At 43.7% G+C, this 18,694-nt stretch carries 8 protein-coding genes and 2 pseudogenes; 2 read left to right on the forward strand and 8 right to left on the reverse strand.

The genetic code is table 11. The annotated features are described in order from the left end of the window. Positions 1-498: 498 nt before the first annotated feature. From MSSIT_RS12760 to MSSIT_RS22275, 3 genes and pseudogenes are all read right to left on the reverse strand, one after another. Positions 499-2,028 carry a DUF3344 domain-containing protein gene (locus MSSIT_RS12760; RefSeq protein WP_048172834.1) on the reverse strand — a complete coding sequence of 510 codons (1,530 nt, stop codon included), beginning with the start codon at positions 2,026-2,028 and terminating at the stop codon, positions 499-501. A 183-nt stretch (positions 2,029-2,211) separates the two neighbouring features. Further along, the gene (locus MSSIT_RS12765; RefSeq protein ID WP_048172835.1) at positions 2,212-2,433 is read right to left on the reverse strand and encodes a hypothetical protein; all 222 of its coding nucleotides are present in this window, start codon (positions 2,431-2,433) and stop codon (positions 2,212-2,214) included. 712 nt (positions 2,434-3,145) lie between these two features. Next, a pseudogene (locus MSSIT_RS22275) lies at positions 3,146-3,325 on the reverse strand (IS200/IS605 family transposase); the annotation flags it as partial. A 167-nt stretch (positions 3,326-3,492) separates the two neighbouring features. On the opposite strand from MSSIT_RS22275, the gene MSSIT_RS12770 reads away from it, so the two are divergent. Beyond that, on the forward strand, positions 3,493-4,779 hold the full coding sequence (locus tag MSSIT_RS12770) for a transposase (RefSeq protein ID WP_011021898.1): 1,287 nt from the start codon (positions 3,493-3,495) through the stop codon (positions 4,777-4,779). Positions 4,780-5,277: 498 nt separating this feature from the next. Here MSSIT_RS12770 and MSSIT_RS12775 read toward each other — a convergent pair whose 3' ends face one another. From MSSIT_RS12775 to MSSIT_RS22295, 4 genes and pseudogenes are all read right to left on the reverse strand, one after another. Next, complete coding sequence (locus tag MSSIT_RS12775) at positions 5,278-6,894, reverse strand: COG1361 family protein (protein WP_231589809.1); 1,617 nt, start codon at positions 6,892-6,894, stop codon at positions 5,278-5,280. Continuing rightward, positions 6,891-8,606: a DUF3344 domain-containing protein gene (locus tag MSSIT_RS12780; protein ID WP_048172837.1), complete on the reverse strand. Its 1,716-nt coding sequence runs from the start codon at positions 8,604-8,606 to the stop codon at positions 6,891-6,893. Before MSSIT_RS12780 ends, MSSIT_RS12775 begins: the two co-directional genes overlap by 4 nt. A gap of 558 nt (positions 8,607-9,164) precedes the next feature. After that, positions 9,165-14,180, reverse strand: a complete 5,016-nt coding sequence (locus tag MSSIT_RS24895) for a DUF3344 domain-containing protein (RefSeq protein ID WP_331456194.1) — start codon at positions 14,178-14,180, stop codon at positions 9,165-9,167. Positions 14,181-14,189: 9 nt separating this feature from the next. Then, positions 14,190-15,434 (reverse strand): annotated as a pseudogene (locus tag MSSIT_RS22295) (DUF3344 domain-containing protein); the annotation flags it as partial. Between MSSIT_RS22295 and MSSIT_RS24900 the strand changes: the two are divergent. Then, positions 15,367-15,561, forward strand: a complete 195-nt coding sequence (locus MSSIT_RS24900; protein ID WP_231590576.1) for a hypothetical protein — start codon at positions 15,367-15,369, stop codon at positions 15,559-15,561. The pseudogene MSSIT_RS22295 and the gene MSSIT_RS24900 overlap by 68 nt on opposite strands. Before the next feature lie 840 nt (positions 15,562-16,401). On the opposite strand, the gene MSSIT_RS12790 is transcribed toward MSSIT_RS24900, so the two are convergent. After that, on the reverse strand, positions 16,402-18,063 hold the full coding sequence (locus tag MSSIT_RS12790) for an IS1634 family transposase (protein ID WP_048169656.1): 1,662 nt from the start codon (positions 18,061-18,063) through the stop codon (positions 16,402-16,404). Positions 18,064-18,694 lie beyond the last annotated feature (631 nt).

Raw genomic sequence — 18,694 nt, forward strand, 5'->3', positions numbered from 1 at the left:
GTTATATGCAGGTCTTTTTTTCAATAATTCAGTCTCTGCATGTCTATTGACTTCTCTCCTTTTACTCTATAGAAGCCGTAAATATATGGAATCTAACTACTTGATCAATGAATGAAGTTAACATTTTTTTAACAATTTTCATAAAATAATGATTAAGAATTAGATTTCGTAATAACTATTATTTAAATATTCTTAATTAATGCAAATATAATAATTTATATGCATAACAAATATTAAAAATATATTAGATTATGTTATATAATGCACATTAATAATTCCATCTCATCGTATTATCCCGAAAAAATTTGTATTCTTTATGTTTGCTTGAATCCTCAATCGATTGTGATACACCAAAAAATTTAGGCTTTTGCACTTGATCTTGTACATCAAGTACATTAGCCATTACATACAAAAGAGAGACTTATCAAAACCTCTTATTTTATGTATCACTTTATCCAGGAACAATATCCGATGTGTGTTTTTTCTACAGTCTTTTGTTTATTGTTTAAGAACCAATTTTACATAGTCGGTATAAATTTCGCTGTCGTATCTGTCAGTTTTACTGTTCTGTTCCGCCAGTAAAGTTATTAACTTGTCATTGCTGATGTAGTCGCCAAGGTTAGCTATTTTTTCTCCGGTCAGGGTCTGCTCGGCTGCATCAGAACAGATGTCCAGTTGTTCATAAGCACCAGTATTATAGTTCCAGATGTAGAGAGTAACGCCATTTCCATCATCATTCAAGCCTTTGCCATTCCAGGTTACGTTGATTGCATCGAAATAGGAGGCATTGGAACAACAACTAACGTTGAACACAAACCGGTGTGCTGCATAGTTATTATTAGCAGCTTGATTGTCCTGGAACTGACCATCGTCATATTTGATCTTCTGGTACTCATCACTATCTGTTGGATCCGTTGTATATACAAATTCGGTATTTGGAACATCGTTAGCACTCGGTGCTTTTAAAGGAGTCTGAGATTTGTACGCAAACAAACATATCCCTGCCCTCCCCAGCGTTTCATTGCTGAAGTCGTAGATAAGGGATTCGTCCTCTACGGTCAGCAGAGCAAGCGGGATCTTGAAGTAGCCGCTGTATTGCGGCCTGTCATCTTCTTCGTTTCGGCCGTATGTCATATAGCTGTCAATTCCACTGGAAATTAAGCTTGTGACGTTCCAGCTCTGCCATTGGAAATATGATCCCTGGTGAGGGTTGGCCCAGGTCAACTGATCATCATTGTTGAAGGTGTAGTTTCCGTTGAAACTCGCAAGGGGGAGGACAGTAAGGTTAGCTTCCCCGGGAGTATAAACGGCTGACGTATTGAAGGTAGTATTCCCGGTGTAACTCTGATAGTAATCTGTCAAATATGAGTCCGTATCATGGCCCTGGTTCACCCAGTAATGAGTTACATTACAGGACTGATTGTTGTATGCCACCACCAGGACGATCGCTTTCACCCGGCCGTCCCATGGAGCACTGCCATCCGGCTTGCTCACGTTCACAATTGTTGAGGCAGTTGATGAGTTGATGATGTCAGTCACGTCATACCATATCAGGAAATCGCTCGTTACACGGTTACAGTGGTCATTTATCCAGACCGGACCACTGCCCCCATCAGCTGGGAACGTGTAGGTTGTGTTCATGATCTCAGAGCCCAGAGTTTCGTAGCCGGAGCCATTGTAAAACTCCGTAGTGACTTTCTGGGAATAATTTGCTTGCATATTTCCGATATAGGAGTCTATATAGAGCCTTGCCCATGTGACATCATCTGGGTCACACGGTAAGGTGGAGGAGTTCCACACAAGGTCTGGATTATATGCTTGATCAAACCCGGGATAAGCATCAAACCACAGGTCTCCGGTTACTGTACCGTATGTACCGTTCTCTGTGGTAAGGGGAACTCCTCCGAGGTACGGGTCTGCTGCGGCAGGAGAGGCGATTGCAAATAAAAGCACCAGTGCACCTAAGAGGAGCGGGGGAGCGATCGGCATCGTGGCGCCTATTTTTATTGAATTTTCTTTTTTAAACATAAGTATTTTCTCCAAATTTTGTTAATTTTTGAGTTTTGTTTAGTTAAAATTCTCATTTTGAGTGAATTTTTGGTTGGTTTTCTTTCATGCCCTGCTGCTCAAGTAAGATTGGAGTGGTACTTTTCAGAAATTGGGCAGCAGGTTTTACTACTATCAGCTCCTTTCTGTTTTTGTGGAGTTGCTTCATTTCCGGTCCATCATTTGATTTTTATTTTGGAAGTTCTCTGAAAGGTACTGTCCAGTAAGTTTTATATGGATATCCTGAAATAATACAAAATAGCCTGGAAATGGATTATTTTCATCTTTCTCCAGGTCATCCTCGACGGTTTTATAGTGGGAACTGTCGGGCGGTAATGTGCAAGAGTCTGGATCGGTCCTTATTCTATCCAGACTCTTTCTGTCCAATAATTCAATCACCTTTTCTGGATACCTCAGATGACTGATCGTCGGAGATCTCTCTATATCCTGGTTTACCTGATACTGGCCAGTGGACTTTGCAGGTCAGGTTCCGAATTTTTTTACCTGTCGTAAATTTTGGACTCCACTTCCCTTCGACATAGTAGTAATTTTTTGCCATTTATATAAAGTTATTTCATAGATTTAACGTATTTTTGTATAATTTTTTCATATTATATAATAAATATTTTAACTAATTTCTTACAAATGTATATAAAAAAGTATCAAAAGTTTTAAATTTATTTTGTTTTTATTCGATATTGGTTGGCAGTGTTTCGTTAACTTAAGCCTCATGTCTACATCTCTATGTCAAAAGTATCCTGTTTCCGGCATTGATTTTCCCGAATATCATTACAGGGTTTTCATTGTAATGTTTACTACAATGTTAATTATGGAAGTCGCATTTTATTATTTCATAATAAATATAATAATTAAGTTAGGGCGTACCGACTGTTTGCGGTTATATTCCGAAGATCAGGAGAGTTTATAACAGTAAATAAATATATATTCATATTTGATTATATGTATATTATAATTAATAATATTTAATTATATTATTATCAGTTTTATTTATATTTAATACTAAAAAATAAACGAAAATATCAAATAGAATGGAAGCATACCTTATGCCTTTTTTTAATTCCGTTTAACTGAGAATACAAAATAATGGAGTATGATAATCAAAATTGTGCTGGCGCACTCCGCTGCAAATATTGTTGAAGATCAACTCGCAATCCTTTTTAATTCGCTTATTGTAGAATATATTGTATCGATACTTTGGCACCAAAACAAAATAGTAGGTAATCTGGCCATAGCCATGGCTAATACTGTTCAATTCCAATGAACATCACATCCAGGCTATAGGTGGCTGGCACCACCTATGGCCATGATGCCAAAAAAAGCTCATTTACAAAAAAGAGACTTTTTATTATTTTCTGGTTTTTCGTTTTCCCTCTATATCGTGCAAAACAATAAAATTTTAATTATATTGATATATTTTTTCTATTTATGGGAAAAGGAAACATTGCAATAGATAAATCAATGATAAAAACAATAGTTGACGGCAAAATAATAATTCCTTTGCCAAAAGTTTTGGTTGAAAATCGATACTATCCTATGTTCTCTATATTCTCCCCTACTCAGTGTGATAGTTGTGGAAGTAAATTACATGTTAACTCTCATCACACTCGTTTTATTATATCACGTTACGGCACTATATCTCTCAATGTTACATACTGGCTTTGTCCCACTTGTAAGAAACATTATCATGATCAGGTTATTGGTGTTCAGGGTTCTGCAAATTACAGTTCTGAATATTATGATACACAAATAAATGTCAGATACGATGGACGATGCAGTCTGCACAATTCTCGGCGAATTGGGGAAACATATACAGAAGGAGTAATTAATGTCTGTGGAAGAGCTCCTTGTCCCACTTCATTGTGGTTATATGAACAGAAACTAGCAAAACTTTCAAAGCAAGAACTTTTGAACCAAGGAGTTAGCTTTGAAGAAACATTGTATGTTGATGGGAATTGGATCAAGAATGGATGGAAAAAAAAGCTTGAAGAATTTATTGGAACGAAACTCACAAAGAAAGAATGGAAAAAAATGCGATATAAATCTGTTTACGTTGTTGCTACCAAAGAGAAGGTCATTTTAGATTTTGAAGTAACTGAGAGGTTACCAACAATTGAGGCTCTGATGCCTCTTTTTATACGAATAAAGAACCGATTTCCTGAAGATAAAATCAAAAAGATTGTTTCTGATGAGGATAAAGCGATCATTGGAGCCGTAAAAATGGTCTTTCCTGAAGTGACTCATTCTTTTTGTGTGTTTCATCAATTAAAAAACGTTAGTAAGAGGTATTATGAGGAATTCAGTTCTATTGAAGAGATTCCAGATAATGATAAGATTACCTACAATGAGATATCTCAATTGATACTTTCTGATACGGTTATCAGTGCTGTTGCGCATATTCAGAAGATACGAGAATTTAACTCTGATCTTGAACTTTCTGAAGCGTCTCATAAAGCGATTTCTTATGCCGAAGAGATTTTCAGCAAGAATGTGAGCTTCTTGAAAAAAGGTTTTACACCTGAGACAGATAATACAATGGAACAGATATTTTCTTTGATATGTGATATAGTAGACAAAGCGAGGTCATTCAAAACCGATAATGGACTAACTAATTTTTGTTACAATCTATTTACTTTTTTCAACAAACGGTGTTTCAGCACTGGAAAATGGAAAGGTTTCTCACCTTTAATGAGAGCAAGATTCCAATATGGATAATGCTAGAATTGGAGAATAATTAGTTCTTAAACTTGATGGCTTATAGCTGTAGCTGTCGGAAATTCCCACAAAAATAGTTCCACAATTTGGAAAATTTTGGTGGATGCTTGTGTGAATGAATCAACATTTTTAAATGAGTGAATTGATTTGCTCAAATTGGGATAAAATTTTGTGGTTGTCTTGAGATTGAAGAAAAACCAGAAAAAATTAAAAAGACTCACAAAAAAAGTGATGATTTAGATATTTAATGAGAAAAACAAAGAGGCGAGGGTTCACTTCATCCCCAACTTAGACAGGCTGTACGTGAATTACCACTAGTAATAAATGAATTCCTTTTTTTTGATTTAAAGGGCTTATTTGCTTTCTTTTTACACTTTTTTATTACTATCAATAATTGTCGGACAGCCTCAAAAGGTCGGGGTATTCGTGACCCTCAGCGCTCCCATTGCAATAAAGGGCGTATGTGAAAAATGGCAAAACCTCACATGACTAATTTTATTAATTAACCAGTTTAACAAGCAATTCGGCTTCTGTCGGAGGTTCTGCAAGAGCTGCATACACAGAGAAATGAGTGAGTTCGGCTGAAATTCTGTTTTCATTGAGAGTACTGTCAATCAACGTCCATGTGGAATTAGTCTCATCATAGCAGTAGATGGATGGTAAGTTGCCCTCTATTGAGTTGTTGAGACCCAGGTCGAGCCGGACAAAAGGATCGAACTCCGCTCCATCAGGCCCGAGTTTACAATAACATTTCCCTGCCAGATATAAAGAGCCTGGAAGAGCCAGTTCATCTGCCTGTGTTATTGTTATTGCTTTAAGGGGTTCATTCTGGTTATCACTCAACTTTGTACCTTTTGGAATGAATACAAAAGCATCAAGAGCTTCGTTTTCCACCGTGATATCCAGCAGAGCATAGCCATTTTTGTCCAGATAAGATGAGAGGTCGGCTCCTGAAGATAGGGTCACTTGTGTTAGGTTTTTGTTGTTATACGGCATGTATGAAATATTTTTGTATAAGGTGATGATATTCTCGGAATCGGAACTTTCGGTGTAGAGCTGTCCGCATAAATCTGAATATGCATGGGCTTGCGGCACCCGATGGGCTCCAAGCTGCTCGGAGCTGATACTGTAAGAAAAAGTCTTTTGTTCTTCCGGATCCAGCACAAACTCCCAGTTTAAATAAGAAGAACTGTCCGAACTCAGACTGTCATCCTCTAAAGAAGAGATATTAATTACCGTGAAAGTGGCCGGCAGTAGGTCAAAAAGCCGGACATTCACTGTTCTTTCCTGGATATTCTTTACTGACACTGTAACATACACAGGACTTCCCGGGAAACCTTCTGAACCCGCGTTTTTGTAGATATTCAGAGGTTCGGCAACCTCAATTTCTACATCATCGGAAAAGAAATGCTCACCGGAACCATCTTCCCAGTTCACGTTTACAGTAATGTTATAATTTTCTTTTACCTTTTCTGGAAACTTAAACCTCAGTTCACATTTCTTTTTCGAGCCCTTATCAAGTGTCACTTTTTCCGGACATCCCTCTCTGACAAGGAGCCCGTCCGAATCCAAATCTAGGCCTATCTTTTCGGCTTTTACCTGCCCTGTGTTTCGAAGTTCCATATCAACGATTACCTCATCATTAAGCAGGTATTCATCTTTGTCCTCTTCGAGATCAAGTTCCAGAATCACATTTTCTTCAATATCTTTTTTTGTTTCAAAAAGGAGCTCGGCTTTTGGGGAAAAAAGGCTGCCAAACATCGGAAGGTTTCTCTGGTCAGTTACATTAAATGCCTTCAGCCTTAGATTCTTGTTATCCATATAGCACCAGCCAGAGCTGTTATTTTCCAGAACCGCATCCTCAAGGATTGTGTCATTTTTCGACACCCGAATCCAGACCATACCGTATCCGTCAAATTTTAGTGCTTCCAGGGTGTACCCGTCTTTGGAAACGAGAGAGTTTTCAAGTCCCAGGGTAACGGTCAGGTTGTCCCAGTCATCTTCATTTGCCGATGCAGGTAGAGAGCTTGAGAGTAGAAACAGGGCAGTGAAAAGAGCTAAAACCGCACAGAAATGATATTTTCCGCTCCTTTTTTGGCTTAACTTTTTGTTCATAGCCTTTTCCCCCAACTTCGATATTTTATGAATAAAACTGCAGAAATAAACCCGAATACTCCGTAAATTGGGGAGATAACCGCCTTTTTTTCATATCCTCTTAACTGGGGAGCTAAAACAGACTGATTAACAGTTTCCGTTTCATTATCGAGAGATTTCGTTTCGTTATCTGGCCCTGAAGAGATTTTAAGATCGGATTGAGAAGATACTTTTCCCTCTACAACAATGAGCTCCTTTCCGGTGTTGTTTTGCCCATCTACCGCAGATACGACTATTGTATTGGAACCCGAAACTACAGGCACGCTGGCACTCCAGCTCTCGCCTGAAATCAGGGCTTTTTGCCCGTTAACATCAACTGTGAGATTTTGGCTTGTATCTTCAACTGTCCCGCTGACTGTAAGGTAGCCGCCATCTACCCGAGCCCCATCTTCCGGATAATCAATTTCAAGTTCTGGAGGGGTTAGGTCCACTATCTTAGCAAGAAAAGGAGTATTCCAGTTGTTTACTTCACAGGTTTCTTTTTTATTGTTCGTGTAGTCAACATAAACTTTCAGTGCCTGTTCCCCATCCCAAGCGGGTTTCCAGTTGAACTCAATTGTTTTACTCTTTCCGCTAGAAAGGGAAGATACGGGAGCAGTAGAAACAATTTCTCCATCGGCATAAAGAGCTGCCTGAAAACCATATGCAGAATCCTTACCAATATTTTTGATGCTTGCTTTTATGGTGTTGTCTTTCCCTGCATAAAGTAAAGGAACGGTAAGCCTGGAGACGATAAGGTCAGAAGTTCCTTCTTCTCCCGTTCCCAAACTCAGAGCAGCCAGTACGGGATGCACGTAATCTTCCTCGTCTCTTTGGAATTTGAGTTCGTTGTCGTCTTCTTCAAGCAAATCCAGTACATCGAAGAATTTGAAGTCAAAATAACTTTTTGAATTTGCAATGTCGTTACTGTTCTCCCCGTCAGAGAGCTGTTCTTCGTTAAAATAAAGAGAATCATCAAGCCCCGGAGTCCCGCAGAGATACACCACGGCCAGGTTTGCAGTGTTATACTTGTCCATATCCACCTTGCCCGAGAAGTCCGCATACGCTTCATCATGAGTTGATGCCAGAGTTTCGCTCCAGCCTTTCCCGTGCAGGTTTATGTTTCCTTCTTCAACCCAATATCTTGTGCTCTGTCCCTCTTTATCTTCATACACTGCGGCCAGGATTATGCCGTAAACCCTACCATCAATGTCTCCTTCAGTCTGGGCTTCCACAGTTACGGGCCCGGTACTTATATTCGTGCCCACATCATAGGCAATCCAGTAGACTCCATGTCCCGTGCAGTAGATAGTGGGGTTCTGACCCTCCTCATCCCCCTTATCGTTTTTACCCTCCAGATCCAGGCTTTCGAACTCCTCCCCGTTAATAGTAAGGTCAAGAGTACCTGTTTTTTGTTCTGTGCCTCCCCACACCCCTACATAGACCCGGGCCCAGGTTACGGCATCTCCAGGCACATTGAACTCCTGCACATAAGGGGTTTTCTTAAGCCCTTCCCCCCCATCGACATAAAGCCCGCCTTTTACAGTGCCCGAGGTAATTTCAATCAGTTCATCCTGTTCAGGTGTGCCTTCGAAATTGTAAGTTGCGAGGCATGGAGTAATATAAATAAAAAAGATAAGTAGCCCTGCAAAGTACAGGAAAAACCTGTTCAAATTCCTGCTTTCTGACGACATGTCATTCTCCAGCCCCTTTTAGTGTTAGTTATTTAAGTTCCTGTTAGATACAACAATGCAGGATACTGGTTTATAGAAATATTTTCTGCCCCGTTTCAGGGATATCTCAATCAAGTTATTTTTTCCTACTATTTTTAATATTTATCACACTTTATATGTTATATCTATATAAATTTTTCTAATTGTTGCTATTTTATTTAAAATATCTAATATTTATTATGATTAAGTTATTAAAAAGTAGAGATTAAAAAGTAGAGATTTCAAAATCAATAATTAATACTCCTATTGTATGAAATGCAAACTTCAAATCTCACCGGAAAAAACTGTAAATACAGTATCGAATCTACCGAAGCAGCGTCTTTAAGCCTCCAAGTTCTCACATTGGAGCTGATAAATTGTCTATTTTTGAAACATCTTAATCATTGCAGACAATTTGCAGAGAACCACCTCATTAAAAATGTTTTTCAAATAAATGAAATGAAAAAAGTTGTGGGAAATTTGAGAAAGTTTCTCTCAATTCCCCTTTTTGTTTTTTCATTCTCTTTTGTTTTCCTCCAATCATATCATTGCAAACATCCGCACTACATCATCAAAGTCTATCCTTCCGTTTCCGTTGAAGTCGAAATACTCCACCTGCATGTTTTCCTCTATCCAGTCCATGTTATGGAAGTATGCCACTATATCCACGAAACTGAACTCCCCGTTTCCGGTGAGGTCTTCATAGAGTCCGTCTCCGTCAAGGTCCTTAGGTGCATATTCCTGATCAGGAAGAGGAGAAAGAAGGGTTACTTCAATTGTCCCTGCCAGAAGAGCTGGTTCGATAGAGTCTCCGGAATCTTCCTCCAGACGTTTAACCCCTATGGAAAGGTTCGCAGATCCTTTCTCCTTTCCGGAAACCGTGAGAGTAGCAAGCACAACATCTGCTGCCCCTTCTTGAACGGAATCTTCCAGGTCAACGGTCTTCATGTAGATGGAAGAACCTGGCAGGGTAGAGTTCTCAGTAATAAGAGCCCAGGTCGGGTACTCTATGTCGACTATTTCGGCAACATCCGGGTCGTCGATAACAACGGTCAGGTTGTAGCCTGAAAGACCTGCAGGGAAGTTGCTTGCAACGAGATTTATTTCAGTAGATTCGTTTTCTGAAACCGAGGAACTTGCAGGGTCAAAATAGAGAGTAACGGTTGATCCGGAAATCTCGGAAACTTTTATGTAATCCGATTTTAACTCAAAGTCAGAACCAGCAGCATTTTCTACGGTTAGATTTACGGTGTAGTTGCCTGCTGCAGAATAAGCATGCACAGGGTTCTGCGCAGTTGAATTAGCTCCGTCCCCGAAGTCCCAGAGCCACGAGGTAGGTGTGCCTGCGGATTGATCCGTGAAATTAACTGTGAGAGGAGCAGTTCCATCAGTTACATCAGCAGTGAAAGCAGCAACGGGTTCAGGTTCTGTAGGTGTAGAAGATACAGTGATGTAATCAATCTTCACCTCGGAATTGCTTCCTCCAGCGTTTATGACCGTGAGGTTGACCGAGTAGATGCCAGCATCACCATAAGTATGCACCGGGTTCTGCTCGGTGCTGTCAACTGTTCCGTCGTTGTCGAAGTCCCAGGCCCATCCGGTTGCAGCGGTCGACAGGTCGGTGAACTGGACTCTCAATGGGACGTCCCCGCTCGTGACTTCTGCTGTGAAGTCAGCGACAGGTGCGGGAGTGACCACTCCCACGCGGATATAATCAATTTTTGTCTCCGTGTCGTTTCCAAGCGCATTTTCGACAGTCAATGTAACGGTATAATTGGTCTCAGGCGTGGAGTAGATGTGGGTCGGGTTCTGCTCGTCGGAGGTCTCTCCGTCGCCGAAGTCCCAGGACCACGAGGTCGGCGAACCCGTGGACTGGTCGGTGAACGTCACGTTCAGCGGGGCATCGCCGCTTGTTACGTCGGCCGAGAAGTTCGCGACCGGAGCAACATCTTTAAATGCATACACTATGCCCTGATTGTTACCAATGTAGAGCGTTCCATCGGATCCGATAGATGGAGTACTTACAATCTCTCCTGTTGCATACTTCCATTTCAATGTTCCGTTGGGATTGAGGGCATATGCATTACCATCACTACTTCCGAAATAGACCGTTCCGTCAGCCCCGATTGCGGCTGAGCGCTGGACACCGCCACCTCCGGTGGTATATGACCATTTCAGGGTCCCGTCAGGATTTATCGCAAACAGTTTATTGCCACCCCAAGTGCTTCCGACATAGATGGTGCCGTCTGATGCAATTGCCGGTGACCAGAAGAGCCTAACGCCAGCGTTATAGGACCATTTCAGGGTCCCATCGGCATTGAGTGCATACATCGTACCGTCGCTCTGTCCGACGAGATAGATAGTGCTGTCTGCTCCAATTGCGGCTCTATAGGTGCGCCTGCCAAGGTCGTATGACCATTTCAGGGTCCCGTCAGGATTCAGTGCATAGAAACTTCCCCAATCGTCTGCAACGTAGATGGTACCGTCTGCGCCGATAGCAGGTGCAACACTGCCTATTTTATAATTAGTGTCGTAGGTCCATTTTACTGTGCCATCGGGGTTCAGTGCATAGAGTTTGCAGTCAAGGCTTCCGATGTAGATTGTCCCGTCCGATCCGATTGTCGGCGAACTGTCGACCATGTATCCAGTGGTGTATGACCATTTCACGGTGCCGTCGGGATTTAATGCGTAGATCCTGTTGTCACGGCTTCCAAAGTAGATGGTGCCGTCTGCACTGATCGCCGGTGTACCATATATCGCCCCACCGGTCGTAAATGACCATTTCACGGTGCCGTCAGGGTTCAGGGCATAGAGATTGCCGGTTGCGCTTCCGACATAGATGGTGCCGTCTGCACCGATCGCTTCTGAACCATATATATAGCCACCTATTGCGGCGGTCCAGAGGACGTTATTTGTCTGCGGCCCGTTGACTGATGACTGGCCGGTGTTGCGGGTATCACACTGGTATTTCGGCCATGCTGTATCTGCGAGTCCCACGGGTCCCGGTCCTGATCCGTCTGTCACCGTGATGTAGTCCGTCCTGGTCTCGTCATCCGAACCGCCCGGCCCGGTGACCGTAAGCGTTACGGTATATGTCCCGGCATCGGTGTACTCATGACTCGGGTTCTGGTCGTAGCTGTCGACCGTGCCGTCGGTCTCGAAGTCCCATGCATAGGATGTAATCTCGCCGATGGAAGCGTCGGTGAACGTCACGTTCAGCGGTGCATCACCGGAAGTCGGATCGGCGGTGAACCCGGCAACCGACGCTGTTCCCGCGGCATACTCGACTACTAGGATCTGCTGGAGGGCGTCCATTCCTCCGCTGGTGGTTGCCTGGATGCCTGCTTCGTTGCCGGTCGCTTCAAGGTAATACTTCACGTCAAAGGACTGTGCGGATGCGGTGTCGGCGGTCCCCTGCCATGCCCCGGTAGCGACGGTGACTCCGTTGAAGATCAGGTTGCCTTCATCAGGCCCTGCGCTGCCGGCAAAGCTGTGCAGAGTCGCGCTCTGGACATTTGAGGTGTCGATGGTCATGCCCGAGAACTCGGCGTACGCGGTCGCCTCCTCAAGTGTGGTTCCGTAGCTTGAGGCCGAGACGGCAAGTTCGTCGCACTCCTCGTTGATGAAGATCTGTTTCCGGGTCTCGGCCGGGTCGGAGTAAATCACCACGAGCGTGCTCGGGTACAGCGCCTCCCTGTTGCCTGTGTTCGAAGTCATGACGAGCGTGTTGTCGCCGCCGTTGTTGAAGAGGCTGGTCACGTCGATCGCCGGGTAGAGACCGTACTCGTAGTAGGCATAGGCCCCGAAGTTGCTCCAGTCCATGTACGGCGTGCCGAGCGTCAGGTTGTTGCCGTTGAAGACCGCGTTCATGTCCGGGACGCCGGCAGGAGTCTGGTCCCAGTTGTAGCTGATGTAGAGGAATGCCTTCTCGATGGTTGCACCGGACGGGACCGGGAGGTCAGCAGCCGTCCAGGTCTCGGTCCGGTCGGTCCAGTCTACCGACCGGTAAAACGAATCGGGCTGGGTGTAGTACACGACGTTTCCATTCAGGTCGAAGGTATGCTTTGTCGTGATGTTGCTGCCGCCTTCCCAGTAGATGCCCTTGCCCTTGTACCCGTTGTAGACCACGGACTTTGCAGAACTGGTTTTGTTGTTGTTGACCTCGTCCGTTTCGACGATCAGGTCGTCCGGGTCGACGACTGCGGAGTAGGTAACCGTGCCGCCCGCAAGGTCCCTTATGGTCGGGTCGGTGAGCGTTACAGTGGTCGTTGCGCCGGCCACAATCGATTCTATAATCGTGGTCGCGACCGGAACCGTGCTGCTGACATCGTCGGCATACACGGCGACCGAAATGTTGGTGGCGGTATCAGTACCTTGGTTCTTCACATTCATGACCCTGACGGCGTTCGGTTCCCTCGCAAAGGCCGCACTCCCCGGCACCGTGTTCACGACCCCGGAGATCGTCAGGTCGATCTGTGTGGTGACTTCCGGGTCCTTGAACGCATAGAGTGTGCCGGCCTGGTTCCCGATGTAGAGTGTGCCGTCATCACCGATTGTCGGACCGTTTCGAATGGCTCCATCGGTTGTATAACTCCATTTCAGGGTACCGTCGGTGTTGAACGCGTATACGTTGGAGTCGGTCGAACCGAGATACACGCTGCCGTCTGCACCGATCGCAGGTGCAGCGTAGAACCTGCTCGAGGATGAGAGCGGATATGACCATTTCTGGGTACCGTTGGCGTTGATTGCAAAGACTTCACCGGCGTAGCTTCCCACGTAGACGGTGCCGTCGGACCCTACAGCCGGCGACCCGTAACCGTATCCTCCCACAGTGTATGACCAGTCCACGGTACCGTCGGGATTGACCGCGGACAGATAGGAGCCATGCGTGAGGTAGATCGTTCCATCTTCACCGATTATAGGCGAGGCAAAGATCATTCCTATCTGGGAAGTCCACCGGGCGGTGCCGTTCGGATACAGTGCATGCAGCACACCCTTGTAATCGCCGACGTAGATGGTACCGTCGTCGGCGATTGCCGCCGAGCTGTAGTAGTAATAGCCGGTGGCGCCGTCGTAGGTCCACTTCAGGCTGCCGTCGGGGTTGATCGCGTAGAACACCTTGTCGTAGCTGCCGATGTAGACGGTCCCGTCTGCATCGATCGCAGGTGAATTCTGGAGTTTGTTGCCGGTGGTGTAGCTCCACTTGAGGGTGCCGTCAGCGTTGAAGGCATAGACCTTGGAGTCCATGCACCCGATGTAGATGGTCCCGTCTTCTGCAATTGCCGGTGTGCTGTAGATGCTGTTGCCCACGCCGTAACTCCACCTGGTGGTGCCGTTGGGATACAGTGCATAGAACGTGCTGCCGCCCCCGGTGTAGATGGTTCCGTCTTCGGCGATTGCCTGGCCGGCATAGTTCATGCCGCCGACGGAGGACGTCCAGAGGACGGTGTTGGTCTGCGGCCCGTTGTAGGGCGACTGGCCGGTGTTGGCAAGATCATACTGGAACTTCGGCCAGGGCGTATCCGCGAGACCGGTGGTGTTCCCTCCAGCGGTCACCGTGACGTAGCCGGTCTTGACCTCATCGTCACTCCCGGCCGAGTTCGTCGCGGTCAGGGTGATGGTGTAGGTTCCAGCCGCAGTGTATTCATGGACCGGGTTCTGCTGGTCGTTGGTGCCGCCGTCGCCGAAGTCCCAGACCCATTCGGTCGGGTCGTTGGTGGACTCATCGGTGAACGTGACGGTCAGCGGGGCGGTACCGGTCGTTACGTCGGCAGAGAAGCCGGCGACTGGTGCGACGGCCGGCAACGGGCTCTTCACGACGAGGAACGCGAGCGGGATCTTATAGAACGCTGCGGTACCTGTGCCTGAAAAGTATCGCGAGTATGCAAAGGTGGTATCATCTGTGCCAGTGACCGAGGCAGTCACGTCCCAGGAGTCGACACCGGAATATGCGCCCTGAACATCAGGGACGCGGTCAAGTTCGAGGTTTGTAAACGTTCCCTCGACGGGAGGAGTCCCCCCAGTGTAGGAGAAGGTGTTGTCCGCCGTCGGGAACCCATAGTTCCCGTTGTTGCTTGCCAGGTAGTCGGCGGTGAGTGTGGCGGAGGTGATACCCGATAGACCGGTTGTGGCAAACGTGGTAGTCCCGACTGCGGCCTCTCCGTAATTATCCTCGACATAGTACGAGCAGACATCGTGCCCCTCGTTCACGAAGTACGTCGTCTGCTCCATCGAGGCGGGATCGTCGTAGGCGACGACGAGCGTGATGACCTTGATCCTCCCATCGAACGAACCGGTGGTGTTGACGTTGACGTTGACCGTCTCGTCAGAGATCATGCCCGTCACGTCGTACCACATGAAGTAGTCGCTCGTGACCCGGTTCTCGTGGTCGTTGATCATCTTGTACGGGTCATGTTCGCCGCCGCCCAGTGCGGTGTTGTCATTGCCAAGCGCCTCCCAGGTGTCTGGGTCCAGGACATACTGAAACGCGGCGTGATCAGGCTCTGTCCACGTCGTCTCATATATCCCGTCGCCGTTCCCGTCGAACTTGTTGGTGACGGTGAACGCTTTATCGTCTTGCATGTGCCCGCAGTACGCCGAGACATACAACCGTGCCCATGTGATATTCCCGACCGCCGTCTCCGGCAGGTAAAACGTCTTGGTCACGACATTGTCCCCCCAGTTCGGTGCGGGATCGGCGTCGAACCACAGATCGCCGGTCACCGTCCCGGTCTGGACGGTCGTGAGGGTTTTGCCTCCGACCCACTCGTCCGCACAGACCGCGGCAGGAAGGGCGGCAATCAGGAACATGCATACCAGCAAGCCCAGCCAGAAGGGCCGGGAGCCCAAAAACGTAGCTTTTTTCAGCAAATTTATCTGTTTCATCAGGACCACACCGCCTGAAGGGGCTTTCCTGCACCTTCAACGGTTTGGGTGAAAGGCGCGCTCATGCACATCAGTGCAGCTATATATAAAACCAGAAATATTCGTTTCATCTTTCATTCACTCCACATTTCTAAAATTTTCATCCACAAATCCTGTGATTGTGGCCTTTTTCAGCAGGATCTGGGGGGTTGTTCGGGATTGAACCACGATTATTTTGTAGCTCTTCTAACCTGAGAGGAAATCTCCCAATAATAAAAAACAAAAAAATTTGCTATATGTATTCAAAAACTTGAATCTGCGTTGTATGGCGTTTTTTCAATTACTGTTGCCTTCTTCCAGTCTCCCAATATTTGATTCAATGTAATGGAGTTGATCCGAATTTGGATTCTGAATCTTCTGGAGAGGATCGGTTTTCAGAAATTGGGAGATTTAGTATGAAAAAAGGTTACTATGTATATAAATTAATCTAAAAAATAAGAATAGTAATCACTTATATATGTATTAAGTAACAAAAATGAATTGATTTGTAATAATATGTTTGCCGGTAATGTATTTTAGCCATATCCTTACTTTCGATAAAAATCCTATTCATTTTATAAAAGAAAATTTGCAAAGAAGGTTTCATTTTTTCAGTTCGAGTCTGGGTCCTGTATTGAATCTGAAGAGTATCGCGTTGTAGACTGGAACAGGACATAGACCTTATGTAATAAGGCCAAAATTTAAGATAGGCTTTGGGTACAAAATAGATAGCTTTCAGGAAGAAAAATTCCTTAACCAGTGACCAACGAATCCGAATTTAAACTCACCTTTCAAAGATGAGTGATTTTCCGTTATCCTCTGGCTTTGTTTGTGTATGCCTAATAAAAGAATAATCCTGACAATAACGATTTTGTTAATATGGCAGGTATTTTTCCATGTTTAGAAAAGAAAATAACGATGCTTGTTTTGTGTCCATTTCTTCCACAATAATTTTGCTTTTTTTGGACTCTTTTTCCTGAACTACCGCAATCTTGATCTCAGACAGTTTTTCAATGAGCTTTTTCAAAGAGAAACCGTACATTTTGGTCTCCCATGCCAGGTATCTGTAGAAAAGTAGGCCAGCCATAGCCAAAAACACATGAACTCTAATGTTTTCATCCTTGTGATGATATACTGGTCCTACAGGAACAAGCAAGTGATCATTCAACAGTTTAAAATCATCTTCAACAAGATTCTTACTGTTATATGTTTTCACTATCTTTTTAGTTTGCCATTTTTGCTTATCCGTAAATAGGACGTTCTTCCCAAACGTCTTTTCGCACTTTTTTTCGTTTTCTTCATCAATCCAGAACTTTAACTGAGGCTTTTTCTTCCCTTCCAGAGCATCAATTATTTCATATTTTATAACGCTATTGTATTTTTTCAGAATAATTCCTGCAACCTCACGTTCTACGCTGCTCCTGTTTCTTTCTTTTCCTTTACTGCTTTCTAATCTTCTCTGGAGATCCTCCAAACTATCAATTATTCTTGATTTGTTTGTTTCATAAGTGCTCTTTTGAAGCTTGTAAGTTCCTTCGTTGTAGGTTATTACGGTTGTATATTCTGCTCCGTAAAACTGGTGTTTTGTTCTGTATCCAAAAATTTTGTTACCTTTCGAATTCTTGTATAAACACTCATATTTGGAAAGCGGAACATCGAGAAGCTCCTCGGCTTGATTTGTTTTTGCAGATCCTACAAAACTCATTTTTGAGGTTACCTTTTCAATGTTATCTTTTGAGTTGTTACCCTTATCGAAAACAAGAACAAGATCTTCAGAACAGATATTTAATTCAGTCAGTCTGTTTATGATTTTATCTACTATGCCTGAAAATTCTTCAGAGTCATGAACATTTCCAGGATATGTTTCATGAATAAAAGGTATGTTATCCTCGTTTACAGCTAGCGAAACACATATTTGATTTTTGTCTTTCCTATGCTTTTTGTTATATCCTTTATGAAGCAGTTCGCTCTCGTCATCATAATTGTTAGCATACGTAAACCAGTTTGATTCATCCACAAACATTATTGATGGAGTAAATCCCTTTCCTACAAGAACTCTGCAAAGATCGTCTTCAATCTTTTTCATAGTATCCAAGTCGACATAATTCATTTGGTTCAGAAAATTCTGACAATTTAACTTGTGCGGGAATTTCCACATGAAAGCTAAAGGGGATTTTTTGAACCACTCTTCAATCCCGTTTTCACTTAAAACGCCGTGACTTTTTCCGATTACATCAAGTAAGAGGTATTCTCCAACACTCAATCCATCTATTAATTTTTTGTCAGTATGCTTGTTAACTATGTCAATGAATCCAAGTTCTTCATTCACATGAAGAAGTGCGGCAAGCTTGCCGTAATCAAAGGATCTAAGTTTATCATAGGGCAATGATTCACATTGCCTTTTCATCTCAAGTATTTTTTCTGCGCTACCCAGATAAACCTGAAAAATGGTTTTTACCTTTCCATCAACTCTGGCAGATTCTACTATATACCAGTAAGGTTTCCCATTGACGAGTTTCTTTCTTAAAAATACCATAGTATTAATTATGATCTACCTATATAAATAAATTTTTGAAATAAACAATACTAATAGACTTTTTAAAGTGAATTTAAAACTTAGGATCTACAAATAAAAAATTTGCAAAAGGTCAGCTGATACTGTTTTTTAGAGAAAAGTGAGGTTAAAATCACGTTTCTTTGAAACTTCAGTTAAACCTGTCGTTGTATTTCAAAAAAGGACGAGAATGGGAGTATCCGTATTCAGATTGCTTTGACTTGGCTGTGGTTGTTCCTATGTAGTCCAAAAACATCCGTTTAATTCGGGCCTGAAAAATGTGGATGCATCTTTTCAGGTCTAATTACATATATAATATTATGATTTCTAATTATCATAACATTTAATATGGCATAATTAAAAGAAAAATAATAAATATAAGTACTTCACATAGTATTATACCTTCAAATGGATGAAAACATGAACAACTCCTGAATCAATAAACAGAACACACAATACTGTAATTCCTCACCTGTAAGCGCAGGTAGGCGGGGAGTTTAATTTTTTATTCAAATTATTATTCTTTGAACTTTTCTCTGTTATTTACATGTGAGCCCAGCGCTTGACTTTCGTATACACTTATCATAGTTTCAAAAATTATTTGAATTCCACA

This window comes from Methanosarcina siciliae T4/M (genome assembly GCF_000970085.1).
In the GTDB taxonomy this organism is placed as follows: Archaea; Halobacteriota; Methanosarcinia; order Methanosarcinales; family Methanosarcinaceae; genus Methanosarcina; species Methanosarcina siciliae.